Here is a 16,201-nt window from a genome sequence, read left to right as displayed (position 1 = left end):
TGACCACGCAGGAGGCCACCTCATGTACGAGCCGATCCGCACCAAGTCGGTCGTCCACCGCATGGGCGCCGCCCCGTCCGACTACCCGCACAGCAGCCGCGGCGAAGCGCTGGACATCCAGCTCGCCGGCCACCTCGCGGCCCTGCTCGCCGTCACCGACGAGCTCGGGCTCGACGGGGCCGCCGCCGAGATCGCCGTCCAGGTCACCCGGCTGCGCGGGTCCCAGCCGGCGCGGGCGCGGCGTCGCCCCGCCGCGGACGCCGCCGCGCTGCACCGGCGCGCGCACGACCTCGCCGCCCGCGCGCTCCTCGTCGCAGCCTCCCGCGCCGACACCACCGTCGCGATCCTCGCCGCCGAGCGCATGGACGCGCACGCCGCCGCCCTGAAGTCCGCGGACTTGGCCGGCGCCCTCTAGACGGCCCCGGTCCGGGGCCGCGGAGGCTCCGGACCGGGTGCCACAGCCCGGTGCCGACCGCCCTCGCGCGGCATCACCGCGGCTCCTTGCGCGGACCGCTGCAGGGGCGGGAATTGGACAGAATCCGGTGCTCCGAACACGATGAGGGCTGAAAGTTCGCGGCAGCACGGGGGAGGCCGCTCACAAGGTCCATCTCCTCCATGCCGCTCCGTCCCCGTTTCAGCAGCCTGGAGAGACTTCACCGATGAGCTTCGGCGACCCGAACAACCCCTACGGCCAGCAGCCCCCGCAGGGCCAGCCCGGCTACCCGCAGCAGGCCCCGCAGGGCGTCCCCCCGCAGTACGGCTACCCGCAGCAGCCCCCGCAGGGCGCGGCTCCGCAGTACGGCTACCCGCAGCAGACGCCCCCGCCGCCGGCCTACGGCTACCCGCAGCAGCCGGGCATGCCGGGGATGCCCGGGATGCCGGGCGCGGGCATGCCGCCGCTGGCCCACTGGGGTCTGCGCGTCGGCGCGTACCTGCTCGACGCGCTCATCATCGCCGGCCCGATGTACGCGCTGGCCGGCATCGGCGCGGCCGTCGCCGGCGGCGACTCCGACTCCGCGGCGGCCGGTGTGCTCGGCCTCATCGGCATGGTGTACGCCCTCTTCATGTTCTTCTTCCAGCTCTACAAGGAGGGCACGACCGGCCAGACGATCGGCAAGAAGGTCGTCGGCATCAGCCTCCACAAGGAGGCCGACGGCGCGACCCTCGGCTTCGGCATGGCCTTCGTGCGCAAGCTGGCGCACATCCTGGACGGCCTCCCGTGCTACATCGGCTGGCTGTGGCCGCTGTGGGACGCCAAGAAGCAGACCTTCGCCGACAAGGTGTGCGGCACCGTCGTCGTCAAGGTCAAGTGACCCCTTGAGCGCGCACACCGGCCCGCGCCGCCCGGCGCGGGCCGGTGACGCACGTCGGTGACACGGGCTGATCGCGGCGCCTTCAGGGGCGGTTCACGGCCCGTCAGGCGTGTCGGGCGTCAGCGCGAACTCGGCGCCCGCGACCCCGCACCACGGCACCGTCGCCACCGGCCACACCGGGCCGACCGCCTCACCGTGCTCGGTCGCGCCCGGGGCCACGCCCGGGATCCGCAGCAGCGCCTGGGCGGCCCGGCCCTCCGGGTCCGGTTCGGCGCCGTCGCGGAACTCCACCGTGACGACGTACGCGCCGGCGCCCTCGGCCCGTCCCGCCGCCTCCACCGCGGCCACCACCCGCCGGCTCGCCGGATCGATTCGGCACCCGGTGACCCGTACGTCCTCCAGGGCCGCCCGGGGCGGCGCCCCGGGGGGTTCGCCGCCGCTCGCCCACACGTACAGGCCCAGCGGGGCGAACACCAGCAGCCCGGCCAGCGTCACCAGGCCGACCAGCCAGCCCTGCCACTTCAACGCGCTCACGCCCATGCCCCGATCCTCCCGGGCCACCGCCCCGCCCACCAGCACCCACGGGCCCACACAGCATTTCGAAGTGGGACCGCCTGGCCACCTGACGTTCATTCAACTCATCGCGGAATGTGGGTTTCCGCGAGCACGCTGCACCCGTGAGACGCATCCTAGGAATCGTCCTGGGCCTCCTCCTGATCGGCGGCGTGCTCTACGTCGTCGCCTTCCAGGGGCAGGATCACCCAGAAACCACGGCAACGAAGACCGTGCGTGGCGTCATCGGCTCGGAGAAGTCCGAATTCTTCCGCGACCCCGACGTCGTCAGGGCCCTTGCAGCCAAGGGCTATACCGTGAAGACGGAGACCTCGGGCTCCTGGGCGATGGACCAACTCGCCCTCAAGGAGTTCGACTTCGCCTTCCCCAGCAGCAGTGAACCCGCCAAGGAGGTCGCGGCCGCCGCCGGGGTCAAGGGCGCCCAGGAGACCAAGCCCTTCTACTCCCCGCTCGTGGTCATCGCCCGCGCCAACGCCGCCAAGGTGCTGGCCGACAACGGCCTCGCCAAGATGACCGGCAAGAACCTCGGGACCCTGCTCATGGGCCCCTTCCTCAAGGCCGCCGCCGAGGACCGCACCTGGCAGCAGCTGCCCGGCTCCTCCACCCACACCGAGCTGACCGGCACGCTGTTCATCAAGACCACCGACCCGGCCTCCTCCAACTCCGGGGCCCTCTTCCTCGCGGCCACCTCCAACGTCGCGAACGCCAACAGCGTGGTCGCCGACGACGCCGGGATCGAGCGCACCGCACCGCTGATGCGCAAGCTGATCTCCGTCCAGGGCGCCCTCGAACAGAGCACCGACGACCCGTTCCGGGCCTTCATCAGCGGCAGCGGCGAACCGCTGATCCTGGTGTACGAGTCCCAGGTGGCCTCCCTGCTGCTCCAGCACCAGGACCCCGGCGACATGGTCGTGCTCTACCCGGACACCACCGTCAACACGGCGCACACCTTCGTCCCGCTCACCGAGCGGGCGAGGGAGCTGGGCACCCTCCTCGCCACCGATCCGAGGCTGCGCGAGCTGGCCGTGCAACGCGGGTTCCGCCCGCAGGACGGCGTGCCCGAGTTCACCGCCGCGACCGCACCGCACGCCGGCTACCTCAACCCTGGGCTGACCGGGATCCGCCAGGTCGGCACACCCACCGTCAAGATCCTCATGGCGCTCGCCCAGCGCGCCAAGGGTTAGGGGCCCACACCATGACACTGACACCCCCCGAGGACGGCACCTTCGTCCTCAGCGCGCCCGAGCCGGTCCCGCCCGTCCGCCGCGAGCAGGCCGCCGGGCTGGTCCCGCTGCAGGACGACGTACGCGACGAGATGGCCCGCCGGGCCGGCGAGTACGTCGGCTCGCTCGCCGGGATCGACACCCGCTCCCCCGAGTTCGCGCACCGCATCGGCGAGATCGCCGGGCTCGGCGCGGCCGACATGCGCAGCGCCGCCCAGCAGTCCAACCGGATGCTGGAGCGGGCCGTGCGCTCCCTCGGCGCGGACGGCGGCGGCGACGCCCAGGCCCGCGTCTCCGGCTCCCTCGTCGAACTGCGCCGCACCGTCGAGGACCTCGACCCGCGGGACACCCCCGGCAAGGGGCTCGGCAAGCTGCTGGCGAAGCTGCCCGGCGGCAACAGGTTCCGCGACCACGTGGCGAAGTACGCCTCCTCGCAGGCCACCCTCAACAAGATCGTGGGCGCGCTGCGCAGCGGCCAGGACGAGCTGCGCCGCGACAACGCGGCGCTGCACACCGAGCGGGCCCGCCTGTGGGAGACCATGGGCAAGCTCCAGGAGTACGCCGTCCTCACCGAGGCCCTGGACGGGGCCGTCGGGCAGCGGATCGCCGAGGCGGAGCGCGCCGACCCGCAGGCGGCCGACGCACTGCGCGCGGACGTGCTCTTCCCGGTCCGGCAGAAGCACCAGGACCTGCTGACGCAGCTGGCCGTCTGCGCGCAGGGCTACCTGGCGATGGACGTGGTCCGGCGCAACAACGACGAGCTGATCAAGGGCGTGGACCGGGCCGCCACCACCACCGTCTCGGCGCTGCGGATCGCGGTCATGCTGGCCGCGGCCCTCGACAACCAGCGCAAGGTGATCGAGCAGGTCAACGCCCTGAAGGGGACCACCGAGGAGCTGATCCGGGGCAACGCGGAGATGCTGTCCACGCAGAGCGGCGAGATCCAGCGGATCGCGGCGGATCCGGCGGTGGGGGCGGAGACGCTGCGGACGGCCTTCGCCCAGATCTACAAGACGCTCGAAGCGATCGACACCTTCAAGGTGCAGGCCACGGAGAACATGGCCGCGACCGTGGAGTCGCTGGCCGGGGAGCTGCAGACCGCCTCGGCGTACCTGGCCCGTACCCGTACCGCCAGTGCGCTCGAAGGCGGTGCCCGGTGAGGCGGGGCTGGATCGGTGCGCTGGTCGCACTCGCCACGCTCGCCACGGCGACGGCCTGCACCTCGGACGGCCCGCCGGGGCCCGCGGAGCCGACGTACAGGGACGGCCACCTGCGGGTGCTGGCCTCCAGTGAGCTCTCCGACATGGAGGCCGTGCTGAAGGCGGCGAAGGCGGCCACCGGGGTCACGGTCGACCTGACCGCGTCCGGGACCCTCGACGCGGTCGAGCAGATCGCCTCGGGGAAGGCCGACGGGAAGTACGACGCGATCTGGCTGTCCTCCAACGACTACCTGCGGCTGCGGCCGGAGGCCGCCGGGAAGCTGTCCAGCGAGACCCCGGTGATGTCCTCGCCGGTGGCCATCGGCGTGAAGCCGGAGGCGCTGGCCCGGCTGGGCTGGAAGCCCGGCGAGGTGACCTGGTCGGCGGTGCACGAGGCGGTGGCCGGCGGGAAGCTGACGTACGGGATGACCGACCCGGTGCGCTCCAACTCCGGTTTCTCCGCCCTGGTCTCGGTGGCTTCGGGGCTGTCGGGCGCCCAGGCGGCGCTGAGCGACGCCGACGTGCGGACGGCGCAGCCCAAGCTGAAGGAGTTCTTCGCCGGGCAGAAGCTGACCTCGGGTTCCTCCGGCTGGCTGGCCACCGCGTACGGCAAGCGCGGGGACGTGGACGCGCTGGTGAACTACGAGTCGGTGCTGCTGTCCATGAACCGGGACGCGAAGGACGTGAAGGCGCCGCTGACGGTGATCCGGCCGCGCGACGGCGTGGTCACCGCGCACTACCCGCTGACCCTGCTGACCTCCGCCCCGGAGGGGGCCCGCGACGCGGGGCGGGCGCTGACGGACTACCTGCGCGGCCCCGAGGCACAGAAGGCGATCACCGAGCAGACCTTCCGCCGGCCGGTCGCGGCCGGGGTGTCGCCGGCCGCCGGGCTGGACCCGGAGAAGCGGCACGAGCTGCCCTTCCCGGGCTCGCGTTCGGTCGCGGACGGGCTGCTGGCCTCGTACGAGAACGAGCTGCGCCGGCCCTCGCGGACGGTGTACGTGCTGGACACCTCGGGTTCGATGAGCGAGGAGGACCGCATCGGGCGGCTGAAGTCGGCGCTCACCGATCTGACGGGCAGCGGGACCTCGGGTACGGGGCAGCGGTTCCGGGACCGTGAGGAGGTGACGTTGCTGCCCTTCGGGTCCAAGGTGAAGAAGGTGCGCACGCACGTCGTCGAGCCCGGCAATCCGGGGCCGGCCCTGGACGCGATCCGCGGCGACGTGAAGTCGCTGGAGCCGGACGGTGGCACGGCGGTCTACGGCAGTCTGGAGGCGGCCTACCAGCACCTCGGCAAGGGCGGCGCGGACGCGTTCACCTCGATCGTGCTGATGACGGACGGGGAGAACACCGAGGGCGTCGGGGCCAAGCACTTCGACTCCTTCTACGCGGCCCTGCCCGAGGCGCAGAAGCAGACGCCGGTCTTCGCGGTGCTGTTCGGGGACTCGGACCGCAAGGAGCTCACCCACATCACCGAACTGACCGGCGGGCGGCTCTTCGACGCCACCGGCGGCACCGGTTCGCTGGCCGGAGCCTTCGAGGAGATCCGTGGCTACCAGTAGGGGCGGCCGCGGGGGCGGCGGTGTGGCCGGGCGGGTGCTCGGCTACCTGGAGTCGAGGAAGAACCTGACCGGCTCCGCCTGCGGCGTGGTGGGCCTCGGCCTCACCCTCGCCGGGGTGGCCGGCGCGTACTGGCCTGTGGTGGTGGCCGGGCTGTACGGGGCGGGCGCGCTGATCGCCCCGCCGGAGCGGGTGGCGCCGCCGCCGTTCGATCCGAGCGAGGAACTCGACGTGCTGCGCGAGGACTTCGCGCGGCTGCGGGAGTACCTGGGCGAGGTGGAGCTGCCGGAGGCGGCCGGGAGCCGGCGGGCCGGGCTGCTGGAGCTGTACGGGGCGCTGCTGGAGCCGGGGTGGGTGGCCGAGGTCCTGGTCACCGAGCCGGAGGCGGTGCACGCGCTGTCCCGGGCGATCCGGCGGGACGTGCCCGAGTGCGTGGACACGTACAACCGGACCCGCTGGTGGAACCGGCTGACGCCGGGCGGGGAGTCCCCGGAGCGGCACCTGGAGCGGCAGCTGGACCTGCTGTTCGAGGAGGCGGAAAGCGTGACGGCGGACCTCCGCGAAGCAGAGGCCCGCCGTCAGCAGACGCACACGGCCTATCTGGAGGAGCGCGGACGCTCCTGAAGACAGGCCGGTGCAGCGGTGGGAACCGCTTGGTCGGGGGCTCCCACAGCGGTGGGCGCCGCTTGGTCGGGGGCTCCCACGTTCATTGGCCCGTTATCGGGCTCGGGCTCAGCCCAGGCGCTCTACGAGCGCGTGGTACTGGTCCCACAGTTCCTTCGGCGTGTGGTCGCCGTAGGTGTTCAGGTGCTCGGGGACCAGGGCGGCCTCCTCGCGCCAGACCTCCTTGTCGACCGTGAGGAGGAAGTCGAGGTCCGCGGCCGGGAGGTCCAGGCCGTCGAGGTCGAGGGAGTCCTTGGTCGGCAGGATGCCGATGGGGGTCTCGACGCCCTCGGCGGTGCCGTCGAGGCGCTCGACGATCCACTTCAGGACGCGGCTGTTCTCGCCGAAGCCGGGCCACACGAACTTGCCCGCGTCGTTCTTGCGGAACCAGTTCACGTAGTAGATCTTCGGGAGCTTGGCCTGGTCCTTGTCTGCGGCGACCTTGACCCAGTGGGCCATGTAGTCGCCCATGTTGTAGCCGCAGAACGGCAGCATGGCGAAGGGGTCGCGGCGCAGCTCGCCGACCTTGCCCTCGGCGGCGGCGGTCTTCTCGGAGGCGATGTTCGAGCCGATGAAGACGCCGTGGTTCCAGTCGAAGGACTCGGTGACCAGCGGCACGGCGGAAGCGCGGCGGCCGCCGAAGAGGATCGCGGAGATCGGGACGCCCTTGGGGTCCTCCCACTCGGGGGCGATCGTCGGGCACTGGGAGGCCGGGACGGCGAAGCGGGCGTTGGGGTGGGCGGCCGGGGTCTCCGATTCCGGAGTCCAGTCGTTGCCCTTCCAGTCGATGAGGTGCTTGGGCGCCTCTTCGGTCATGCCCTCCCACCACACGTCGCCGTCGTCGGTGAGCGCGACGTTGGTGAAGACGGTGTTCGCGTACATGGTCTTCATGGCGTTGGCGTTGGTGTGCTCGCCGGTGCCGGGCGCGACGCCGAAGAAGCCGGCCTCGGGGTTGATCGCGTAGAGGCGACCGTCCTCGCCGAAGCGCATCCAGGCGATGTCGTCGCCGATGGTCTCGACGGTCCAGCCGGGGATCGTGGGCTCCAGCATGGCCAGGTTGGTCTTGCCACAGGCGCTCGGGAACGCCGCCGCGACGTACTTGGCCTCGCCCTGCGGCGGGGTGAGCTTGAGGATCAGCATGTGCTCGGCGAGCCAGCCCTCGTCGCGGGCCATGACGGACGCGATGCGCAGGGCGTAGCACTTCTTGCCGAGCAGGGCGTTGCCGCCGTAGCCGGATCCGTAGGACCAGATCTCGCGGGTCTCCGGGAAGTGCGAGATGTACTTGGTGGTGTTGCACGGCCACGGCACGTCCGCCTGGCCCTCGGCGAGCGGAGCGCCGAGGGTGTGGACGGCCTTGACGAAGAACCCGTCGGTGCCGAGCTCGTCCAGGACGGGCTTGCCCATGCGGGTCATGGTGCGCATGGCGACGGCGACGTAGGCGGAGTCGGTGATCTCGACGCCGATCGCGGAGAGCTCGGAGCCGAGGGGGCCCATGCAGAACGGGACGACGTACATCGTCCGGCCCTTCATGGAGCCGCGGAAGATACCTTCCTGCCCCGCGAACATCTCCTTCATCTCGGAAGGAGCCTTCCAGTGGTTGGTCGGGCCCGCGTCCTCCTCCTTCTCGGAGCAGATGAAGGTCCGGTCCTCGACGCGCGCGACGTCGGAGGGGTCGGAGGCGGCGTAGTACGAGTTCGGGCGCTTCGTCTCGTCGAGCTTCTTGAACGTTCCCTTGGCGACGAGCTCCTCGCACAGGCGCTCGTACTCGCCCTCGCTGCCGTCGCACCAGACGACGCGGTCCGGCTGGGTGAGGGCTGCGATCTCGTCCACCCAGGAGATCAGCTCCTGGTGATTCGTCGGGATGGTGGGAGCCGCGTTGTCGCGCGCCACGATTGCTCCTTGTTGAGGGGTGTGTTTGGTGTTTGCCCCGTGGGGGCTGCGACCCGGATGCTTCGCGCTCCGCTCATCCGGTGCCGACCGCACTCATCTGATCATCCGGTGGATGTGCGCATATGTCCAGAGGGCCTCTCACGTGAGCATTGCCACGTCCGTCAATCTTCCGTAAAGGCGACTGACGGAAACCTACGGACCCGTAGGTAGCATGGCGCCCATGACTTCTGACGCCGCCGCCGTCCCGGACGCCGAGGCCGCACCGGTAGCCCCGGAGGCCAAACCGCTCATGCGCGGCTGGCTGCACACCGGGATGTTCCCCGCCGTGGTCATCGCCGGCCTGGCGCTCATGGCCTTCACCGACTCGACCCGGGCACGGGTGGCGTGCGGGGTCTACATCCTCACGGCCTGCCTGCTCTTCGGCGTGAGCGCCGTCTACCACCGGGGCACCTGGGGGCCGCGCGGCGAGGCCATCCTGCGCCGGCTCGACCACGCCAACATCTTCCTGATCATCGCGGGCACCTACACCCCGCTGACCGTCCTGCTGCTCCCGCCCTCCACCGGGCGGACCCTGCTGTGGGCGGTGTGGATCGCTGCCGCCGCCGGCATCGCGTTCCGCGTCTTCTGGGTCGGCGCCCCGCGCTGGCTCTACACCCCGTGCTACATCGCCATGGGCTGGGCCGCGGTCTTCTTCCTGCCCGACTTCATGCGCACCGGCGGCATCGCCGTTCTGGTCCTGGTGATCGTCGGCGGCCTCCTCTACAGCGTGGGCGGGGTCATCTACGGCATGAAGCGGCCCAACCCGTCCCCCCGCTTCTTCGGCTTCCACGAGGTCTTCCACTCCCTGACCCTGGCCGCCTTCGTCGCCCACTACGTCGGCATCTCCCTGGCCGCGTACCAGCACTGAGCCCGGGGAAGGGGCCCGGCCGTCGGCGTGCGGCCGGGCCCCTTCGTTTCGGGTTTCAGCAGGCGTAGCCGTCCCGGTCGGGGTCGAGGCGCAGCGGGTCGCTGCCATTGACCTTCAGCCGCTTCGGGTACTGGTGCGAGGCCAGCCAGTCACAGCGGGCCCTGGACGTCTCCTTCACCTCGGCCGGGAAGCGGGTCGGCACGCACACGTTGGCCGTCCCGTAGTGCCGGTCGCAGCCGGCCACGCTGGGCGCGACCGGTACGGAGTCCCGCTTGGCCGGGTTCTGCTTGGCGGGCCCCAGCTTGTCCGCGAAGGAGTGCTCGTGCGCGGAGGGCTGCTCCTGGGTGGCCGCCAGGGCCGACGGGCCGCCCAGGTGCACCCAGGTCGCGATCGACGGGACGCCGTTCGCGTCGACCGCGAAGAGCATGTACCAGCCGGGCGGCGCCAGGTTGGGGTTGCTCGTCACGTTGAGGTCGATGTTGTTCCCGTTGACGGTCATCGGCAGGTCCACGAACCGCTGGTTGGGGTCCGAGGAGTGGGTGACCGCCGCCGGACGGATCAGCTCCGCCTTGGCGATCGGCCGGTTGACGGTGATCCGCTGCGTGTCCCCGTACACCCACTGCGTGTCGATCACCGAGGTGATCTGCGGGCGGGCGCCCTTGAACAGGTAGGGCGGGGTGTAGATCGACACGTTGTGGTTGTAGGTGCCGTTGCCCGGGTTGTCGCCGACCGACATGACCCGGCCGTCCGGCATCAGGAACGACGCCGAGTGGTAGGTCCGCGGGATCGGGTCGGTGGCCAGGCCCGCCTGGTAGGTGTTGGTCGTCGGGTCGAAGAAGGAGGCCTCGAAGACGGGGTCGGCCCGGTCGTGCAGCCCGCCGCCGGTCTCCAGCACCTTGCCGTCCGGCAGCAGCACCGCCGACACGTACATCTTGCCCTCGGCCCCGGTCTGCGGCCGCTTGCCCGTGCCGGTGTCGACCAGCCCCTGCGGGAGGTCCGGGCCGGCCGTGTAGCCGGGGCTCGGCTTCTTCAGGTCGATGATGTCGGTGATCCGGTTCGCGGCCGGGTTGGTCTCGTTGTTGCCACCGCCGATGGTCAGGACCCGCTGGTCCTGCGCCGGGGGCAGCAGCACGCTGGCCGACTCGTCGCGCTGGTCCTTGTTCCGCAGGCCCGGCACGTCGGTGATGGTGTTGGCGCCGTAGTCGTAGATCGAGGCGCCGGTGCCCGGGGTGCCGTTGCCGAAGGTGTGGCTGCCCGAGTAGAAGAGCCGCCCGTCCTGCATGAGGATCATCGACGGGTACAGGCCCCAGTACGACCAGGTCTGGTTGACCTCGTTCATCGGCAGCCACTTGTTCTGCGCCGCCGAGAACTTCTCCGCGGTCACGTTGCCCGTGGAGTCCTCCTTCAGCCCGCCGAAGGAGATCACGTCACCGTTGCCGAGGATCGTCGCCGACGGGTACCAGTGCCCGCCGTTCATGTCGTTCGTCTTCGTGTAGGCCTCGGTCGCCGGGTCGAAGACGTAGCTGTCCTTCAGCCCCTGGTAGCCGATCTTGCCGTCGGCGGACGGGTACCCCTTGTTGCCGCTCATCACCAGCACCCGGCCGTCCGCGAGCTGTACGTGGCCCGCGCAGAACATGTCCACCGGCGTCGGGACCGTCTTGAAGGTGCCGTTCGCCGGGTTGTAGACGGCCGAGGTGAAGGTGCCCGCGTTGAACTGGGCGATGTCGTTGCCCGAGCCGGCGATCAGCAGCACCTTGCCGTTCTTCAGGACGACGGCGTGCATCGAACGCACCGGGTTCTTGGCCGGGATCACCTCCCACTTGCCCTTGGCGCACTCCTCCGCCGTACCCGAGCAGGCCGGCTGCGGCGGCACCGCGCCCACCTCCTCCAGCACGTAGTCGTCGGTGGTGAGCGTGCCCACCCCGTAGACCGACAGGCCCCACGCGATCTTGTCGGTGTTGGGCGGCACGGCCGGCGTACGGACCTCCGTGCGCGCCCAGGCGGCGCTGACGGGCGGATTCTGCAGGTCGGTCCAGTACTGCCAGCCCGCTGTCGTGTCGCGGCGGAACACCGTCACCGACACGTCCGGGGTGTCCGACTTGTACCAGGCGGACAGGTCGTACTGCTTCCCCGGCGTGACGGTCGGGGCGCAGGTGCTGTTCTCGGTGACCAGGGCCTTGCGGTCGCCGTCCACGCGGCGCGTGAGGGAGACCTTCATCGCCTTGGTGCCGGTGTGCGCCTCGGCCACGGTGGCGAAGGAGAAGTCGTTGTCGCCCCAGCCGGACTTGGACCAGCAGGACGGCATGTCGGCGCCGGCCGGACCGGCCGTCTCGAAGCCGGGATTGGAGAGCAGATTGGGCGGACCGGCCGTGGCCTGCTGCGGTGCGGTGAGCAGCAGGCCCGCGGTCATCGCCCCGACGGCGAGCAGGGCGGCCCGCCGCCCGGCCCTCCGCCGGATCGTCAGACGCATGGAAAGGATCCCTTCTGTGCGGCTCAACTCCTGGAGTGGCGGCCCGCCTTGGGCGGGGCGCCCGGGGTGCGCGACTGGCCCGGCGTGCGCGAGCCGCGCGACCTGCGCGGCAGATAGACGAGGGCCTCGGTGGCGGCGAAGCGCAGCACGAAGGTGGTGACCAGCGCGAGCGCGGTGGCGGGCAGCACCTCCATCCCGAACCGTGCGACGAACACCGCGATCAGCGGGATGCGCAGCAGCAGATCGGCATTGGCCAGCAGGGCGAAGCGCCCGACCCGGTCCGCCCAGTGGCGGTGCCGGCGGCGGTCACGGAAGAGCAGGGTCTCGATGAGGAGGAAGTTCCACAGGACCCCCGCCTGGTTGGCGACGATCTCGGCGGGGAGGTAGTGCATCCCGGCGCGCGTGAGCAGCCACAGCGCGCCCAGGTTCGGGACGAAACCGGAGAGCCCGATCAGCCCGAAACCGATCATGCGGGCCAGCGGGGTCGCGGAGCGCAGCGAGGCGAGGTGGGCGAGGAAGCGCATGCCCTCGCGCGCGGTCGACTTGGACTCCCCCGAGAAGCGGTCCTGGAAGACGAACGGCACCTCGGCGACCTTGCCGGGGCGGCAGCGCACCGCCAGCTCCAGCAGGATCTTGTAGCCCAGCGGCTTCAGCGCGTCCGCCGTGACGGCCGAGCGGCGCATCGCGAAGAAGCCGCTCATCGGGTCGCTGATCCCGCGCAGCGCCCGCGGGAAGAGCCCCTTGGTCAGCCAGGTCGCGCCGCGGGAGACGGCGATGCGGTAGCTCCCGGCGAGTCCGGCCCGGCTGCCGCCGCTGATGTAGCGGGAGGCGACCACGAGGTCGGCGCCGGTGCGCTCGCCCTCGCCGACGAGCTCGGGCACCAGGTGGGGCGGGTGCTGGAGGTCGGCGTCCATGACGACGATCCAGTCGGTGTCCGCCCGGTTCACCCCTTCGACGACGGCGCCGCCGAGACCGCCCTCGGCCACCTCCCGGTGCAGGACCGACACCGGGAAGGGGTGGTCGGCGGCGGCCTTCTCGATGACGGCGGGGGTGTCGTCCGTGGAGTCGTCCACGAACAGCACCGCGCAGGGCAGGTGGCCGGGGAGCGCGTCACCGAGCCGGCGCAGCAACTCGGCCACGTTCCCGGACTCGTTGAAGGTGGGGATGATGAGGGTGACGCTGCCGCTCAGGGTCCGCGGAGCGGCGAGCTCCGCATCGATCGGGGCATGGAGGGACCACAGGTCCTCGCTCATGGTGACTCAGCTCCCACTCGTGCGGTCGGCGCGGGCGGTCCCGGTGGCGTCGGCGGCGTCGTCGGCGCCGGCAGTCCGGTCGGTGCGGCGGATCTCGATGCGGTCCTCGCCCGACCCGAAGACGGCCACCACGCTCGAGTGCTCCAGCGCGGCCTTCACGGTCGGCAGGTCCACCGCGTCGCGGCGCACCGTGGGCGAGGAGACCACGTAGTCGATGTCCTGCCAGCCGCGCGGCAGGGTCTTGGTGACGGCGGGGTCGAGGTCGGCCTTGTAGAACCAGATGGCGCCCGGACCCGGCTCGAAGCCGTGGTGCACGGCGTCCAGCCAGAGCGCGTCGTCGAGCAGCACCCGGGTCCGCGCCGGATCCTCGACCTCGTTGCCGAGCCAGGCCGCGGCCTGCCGGTACGGGGCGTTCGCGTCGACCGTGAGGGCCGTGCGGTTGCCGTCGTACCAGCGCGGCAGCACGTACACCGCGGCGGACACGGCGAGTACGCCGAGCAGCGCCCGGCGCGCCCACACCTGCGCCCTGCGCTCCCCCGGGCCGCGGCGGCGGCGCAGCACGGCGTGCGTGATGCTCGCCGCGCCCCCGGCGAGGACGAGGGCGAGGAACGGCAGCGCCTGGATCACGTACATCGCCGGGAGGTAGCCGGAGGGCCGCATCGCGACGGCGGCGAGGATGACGGCGGCGAGCGCGGGGCCGGCGAGCGCGCGGGCAGTGACGGACCAGCGAAGGGTGGCCAGCAGCAGGACGGCGCCGGCCAGCCCGCCGAGGGGCAGGACGGTGTCGTAGTACAGCCAGGACCGCAGCACGCCGTTCGAGCCGGTCCCGGCGTCGAGGATGAAGCCGGAGCCGGGGCGGCTCATCTGGTAGGTGATGCCGTCGATCAGCGAGACGTGTCCGGAGCCGGGCAGCAGCTCGCTGTTGAGGAGCGCGTACAGCGGGTACGAGAGCCCGATCAGCGCGCAGGCGGTGACGGCTCCGGTGACGGCGAACTTGCGGGTGTCGCGGTGGCTGTGCCGCCACATCGTCACCAGCAGAGCCGGGAGCACCACCAGCATCGTCTCCTTGGTCAGGACGGCGGTGGCGGCCGCCAGCCCGGACCCGAAGTGGTGCCACAGGTGCCGGCTCGGTGACGCGGCCAGGCAGAAGGCCAGCAGCATCCACATCACGGCGAGGTTGTCGAGGAAGATCTCGCGCTGGAGGACGACGGCGAGCGGGGACAGCCCGAAGAGCGCCATCGCGAGCCCGGCCGCCCAGCGCGGCAGCCACAGCCGGCGCGCGAGGACGTACATCAGCACGGAGCTCGCGGCGGAGACGGCGAGCATCGAGAACCGCATCGGCGCGACGGTCATCCAGTCGGGCACGAAGAGGGACGGCAGGTACGTCAGGCCCGCGACCTGGATCCAGCCGAGCGGCGGATGGTCGTACCAGTACGTGTAGTGGGCGAGGCCGTCGCCCTGCTGGACGGCCCACGCCTGGGCGAGGTAGGTGCCCTCGTCGTCGCTCAGCGTCGGGAAGTTGGTGATGTTCCAGCCCTGGACCAGCAGGATCACCAGCAGCAGCGCCCCGCACAGCAGCAGGTCGGGGCGGGAGGAGCGGAACCGCACGAGCGGCCGGGCGGGGGCGGCGGGGCGGACGCCGAGACCTCCGGCAGGGCTGCGCCGGGCGGGGACGGTGAGGGTCTCGGTCTCGGGCTGGGGATCAGTGGCCGTGGGCAGGGTGGCGGTCACTGGTGGCTGTCCTCTCGGATCGCGGCGGAAGCGGAGGCGGAGACTGCGGCGGCGGTCGCGGCGGTCGCGGTCGCCCCGGTCAGGTGGGCTCCGGTGTGGCTCGTCAGTTCCCACTCGTTGCGGCCGCGCTGCTCGCGCCAGACGGCGCGGATCGCGGCGCCCGCGAGCATCACCTGGTAGAAGGGGCCGCCGGCGACGAGCTTGAGGTAGTGCACGAAGCGGACGCGCAGGCCGTACTGCCGGCCGAAGTCGTGCAGGCCGACGATCTCGAAGACGAAGGTCACCATCGCCGTGATCATGGGGAGGAAGGTGATGATCGCGATGCCGACCGGTACGTCGAGGAAGACCGCGACGGCGAAGTTGACCGGGATGATCACACCGGACGCGGCCTGCATGAAGGGCGTCATCAGCGTGTAGCGGGCGAGCCAGCGCTGGCCGCGCCCCGGCAGCTGCTGCCAGTCCTTCTTGCGGTACACCTGGAGGAAACCCTGGTTCCAGCGGGTGCGCTGCTTGAGCAGGCTGATCAGCGAGCCGGGCGTCTCCTCGCGGGTCACCATGTCGGAGTCGTACGCGACGACCACCTTCTTGCCGACCGACGACAGCCGCACCCCGAGGTCGCAGTCCTCGGCGAGGCAGTTCTGGTCCCAGCCGCCGGCCTCGCGCAGCACCTCGGTGCGGACGAAGACGGTGTTGCCGCCGAGCGGGATGAAGCCCTTCTCGGCGTGCAGGTGCAGCCGGGAGCGGAACCAGAAGAAGTACTCCAGGCAGTTGCGCAGGCTGTACCAGCTGGAGTGGAAGTTGATGAGCTGGACCCCGCCCTGGACGACGTCGGCGCCGGTGGAGCGGAAGGCGTGGTCGACGTGGGCGAGCAGCTCGGGGTGGACCTGGTCCTCGGCGTCGAAGACTCCGACGATGTCGCCGCGGCAGGACGGCAGGGCGGTGTTGAGGGCCTTCGGCTTGTTCTTCGTCTCGTGGTGGTCGACGACGACCCGGACGCGGGCCGGCTCGCGGGCGGCGGCCCGTTCGGCTACGGCGGCGGTCTCGGGGTCGTCGTGCCCGACGATCACGATGATCTCGTAGTCGGTGTGGCTCGACTCCAGGAGCCGGTCGATGGTGTGTTCCAGGACCGCCTGCTCGTGGCGGGCGGGCAGCAGCAGGGAGAAGGCCAGGCGGCCCTCCCCGTCGGGACGGTCGAAGCGGGTGGAGGCGAGTACCTCGGGGGTCCGCCACGCGTGCATCTGCCACCAGAGCGTGAACGCGGCCATCCAGAAGAGCGCCAGCGAAATGACAACAATGAACACAGATGTGTACAAAATGTCCCCCACAGACCCGCCGCCCCCCGGCGGCGATCAGCAAACCCCCCGGGAGCGCACGGCGGGCCCCCCGGCCCGCTGCTCCCGCTTCCCCCTTGCGCGCACC

13 protein-coding genes are annotated in these 16,201 nt (G+C 71.4%); 7 read left to right on the top strand and 6 right to left on the bottom strand.

Annotation, left to right across the window (positions count from 1 at the left end; all coding sequences use genetic code 11):
- Positions 1–22: 22 nt before the first annotated feature.
- A complete protein-coding gene (locus tag ACIPYQ_RS07560; RefSeq protein WP_401247136.1) occupies positions 23–415 on the top strand; it encodes a hypothetical protein in 393 nt (130 codons plus the stop codon).
- A 244-nt stretch (positions 416–659) separates the two neighbouring features.
- On the top strand, positions 660–1,313 hold the full coding sequence (locus ACIPYQ_RS07555; RefSeq protein ID WP_401247133.1) for an RDD family protein: 654 nt from the start codon (positions 660–662) through the stop codon (positions 1,311–1,313).
- 93 nt (positions 1,314–1,406) lie between these two features.
- On the opposite strand, the gene ACIPYQ_RS07550 is transcribed toward ACIPYQ_RS07555, so the two are convergent.
- Positions 1,407–1,847, bottom strand: coding sequence for a hypothetical protein (locus ACIPYQ_RS07550; protein ID WP_401247130.1), 441 nt, complete (start codon positions 1,845–1,847; stop codon positions 1,407–1,409).
- Positions 1,848–1,990: 143 nt separating this feature from the next.
- On the opposite strand from ACIPYQ_RS07550, the gene ACIPYQ_RS07545 reads away from it, so the two are divergent.
- The 4 genes from ACIPYQ_RS07545 to ACIPYQ_RS07530 are packed head-to-tail and all read left to right on the top strand — an operon-like array spanning position 1,991 to position 6,492.
- Entirely contained in the window at positions 1,991–3,070 is a 1,080-nt protein-coding gene (locus ACIPYQ_RS07545; protein WP_401247128.1) for a hypothetical protein, read from the top strand.
- Between the two features lie 11 nt (positions 3,071–3,081).
- Positions 3,082–4,269, top strand: coding sequence for a toxic anion resistance protein (locus ACIPYQ_RS07540; RefSeq protein ID WP_401247125.1), 1,188 nt, complete (start codon positions 3,082–3,084; stop codon positions 4,267–4,269).
- Positions 4,266–5,870 carry a substrate-binding domain-containing protein gene (locus ACIPYQ_RS07535; protein WP_401247122.1) on the top strand — a complete coding sequence of 535 codons (1,605 nt, stop codon included), beginning with the start codon at positions 4,266–4,268 and terminating at the stop codon, positions 5,868–5,870. Before ACIPYQ_RS07540 ends, ACIPYQ_RS07535 begins: the two co-directional genes overlap by 4 nt.
- Complete coding sequence (locus ACIPYQ_RS07530) at positions 5,857–6,492, top strand: hypothetical protein (RefSeq protein ID WP_361764598.1); 636 nt, start codon at positions 5,857–5,859, stop codon at positions 6,490–6,492. Before ACIPYQ_RS07535 ends, ACIPYQ_RS07530 begins: the two co-directional genes overlap by 14 nt.
- Before the next feature lie 108 nt (positions 6,493–6,600).
- On the opposite strand, the gene ACIPYQ_RS07525 is transcribed toward ACIPYQ_RS07530, so the two are convergent.
- Positions 6,601–8,421 (bottom strand): phosphoenolpyruvate carboxykinase (GTP), encoded by a 1,821-nt coding sequence (locus ACIPYQ_RS07525; protein ID WP_401247119.1) that lies wholly within the window; start codon positions 8,419–8,421, stop codon positions 6,601–6,603.
- A gap of 220 nt (positions 8,422–8,641) precedes the next feature.
- Between ACIPYQ_RS07525 and ACIPYQ_RS07520 the strand changes: the two genes are divergently transcribed.
- On the top strand, positions 8,642–9,328 hold the full coding sequence (locus tag ACIPYQ_RS07520) for a hemolysin III family protein (protein ID WP_361764592.1): 687 nt from the start codon (positions 8,642–8,644) through the stop codon (positions 9,326–9,328).
- Positions 9,329–9,383: 55 nt separating this feature from the next.
- Here ACIPYQ_RS07520 and ACIPYQ_RS07515 read toward each other — a convergent pair whose 3' ends face one another.
- Genes ACIPYQ_RS07515 through ACIPYQ_RS07500 form a run of 4 tightly spaced genes read right to left on the bottom strand, consistent with a single transcriptional unit; the run spans position 9,384 to position 16,095 of the window.
- Positions 9,384–11,798: a galactose oxidase-like domain-containing protein gene (locus ACIPYQ_RS07515; protein ID WP_401247115.1), complete on the bottom strand. Its 2,415-nt coding sequence runs from the start codon at positions 11,796–11,798 to the stop codon at positions 9,384–9,386.
- A gap of 23 nt (positions 11,799–11,821) precedes the next feature.
- Complete coding sequence (locus ACIPYQ_RS07510) at positions 11,822–13,051, bottom strand: glycosyltransferase (protein ID WP_401247113.1); 1,230 nt, start codon at positions 13,049–13,051, stop codon at positions 11,822–11,824.
- Between the two features lie 6 nt (positions 13,052–13,057).
- On the bottom strand, positions 13,058–14,782 hold the full coding sequence (locus tag ACIPYQ_RS07505; protein ID WP_401247111.1) for an ArnT family glycosyltransferase: 1,725 nt from the start codon (positions 14,780–14,782) through the stop codon (positions 13,058–13,060).
- A complete protein-coding gene (locus ACIPYQ_RS07500) occupies positions 14,779–16,095 on the bottom strand; it encodes a glycosyltransferase (RefSeq protein WP_401247108.1) in 1,317 nt (438 codons plus the stop codon). Before ACIPYQ_RS07500 ends, ACIPYQ_RS07505 begins: the two co-directional genes overlap by 4 nt.
- Positions 16,096–16,201: the final 106 nt, after the last annotated feature.

The sequence above is a fragment of the Streptomyces sp. NPDC090045 genome, assembly GCF_044747975.1.
Lineage (GTDB): Bacteria > Actinomycetota > Actinomycetes > Streptomycetales > Streptomycetaceae > Streptomyces.
Note: the sequence above shows the minus strand (reverse complement) of the source record. Positions and strands in the feature narration are given on the sequence as shown.

Bases quoted from the DNA above. Each gene is read 5' to 3' on its own strand.
- ACIPYQ_RS07560 (WP_401247136.1), top strand. From the start codon at position 23: ATGTACGAGCCGATCCGCACCAAGTCGGTCGTCCACCGCATGGGCGCC.
- ACIPYQ_RS07555 (WP_401247133.1), top strand. From the start codon at position 660: ATGAGCTTCGGCGACCCGAACAACCCCTACGGCCAGCAGCCCCCGCAG.
- ACIPYQ_RS07540 (WP_401247125.1), top strand. From the start codon at position 3,082: ATGACACTGACACCCCCCGAGGACGGCACCTTCGTCCTCAGCGCGCCC.
- ACIPYQ_RS07520 (WP_361764592.1), top strand. From the start codon at position 8,642: ATGACTTCTGACGCCGCCGCCGTCCCGGACGCCGAGGCCGCACCGGTA.
- ACIPYQ_RS07515 (WP_401247115.1), bottom strand. From the start codon at position 11,798: ATGCGTCTGACGATCCGGCGGAGGGCCGGGCGGCGGGCCGCCCTGCTC.
- ACIPYQ_RS07510 (WP_401247113.1), bottom strand. From the start codon at position 13,051: ATGAGCGAGGACCTGTGGTCCCTCCATGCCCCGATCGATGCGGAGCTC.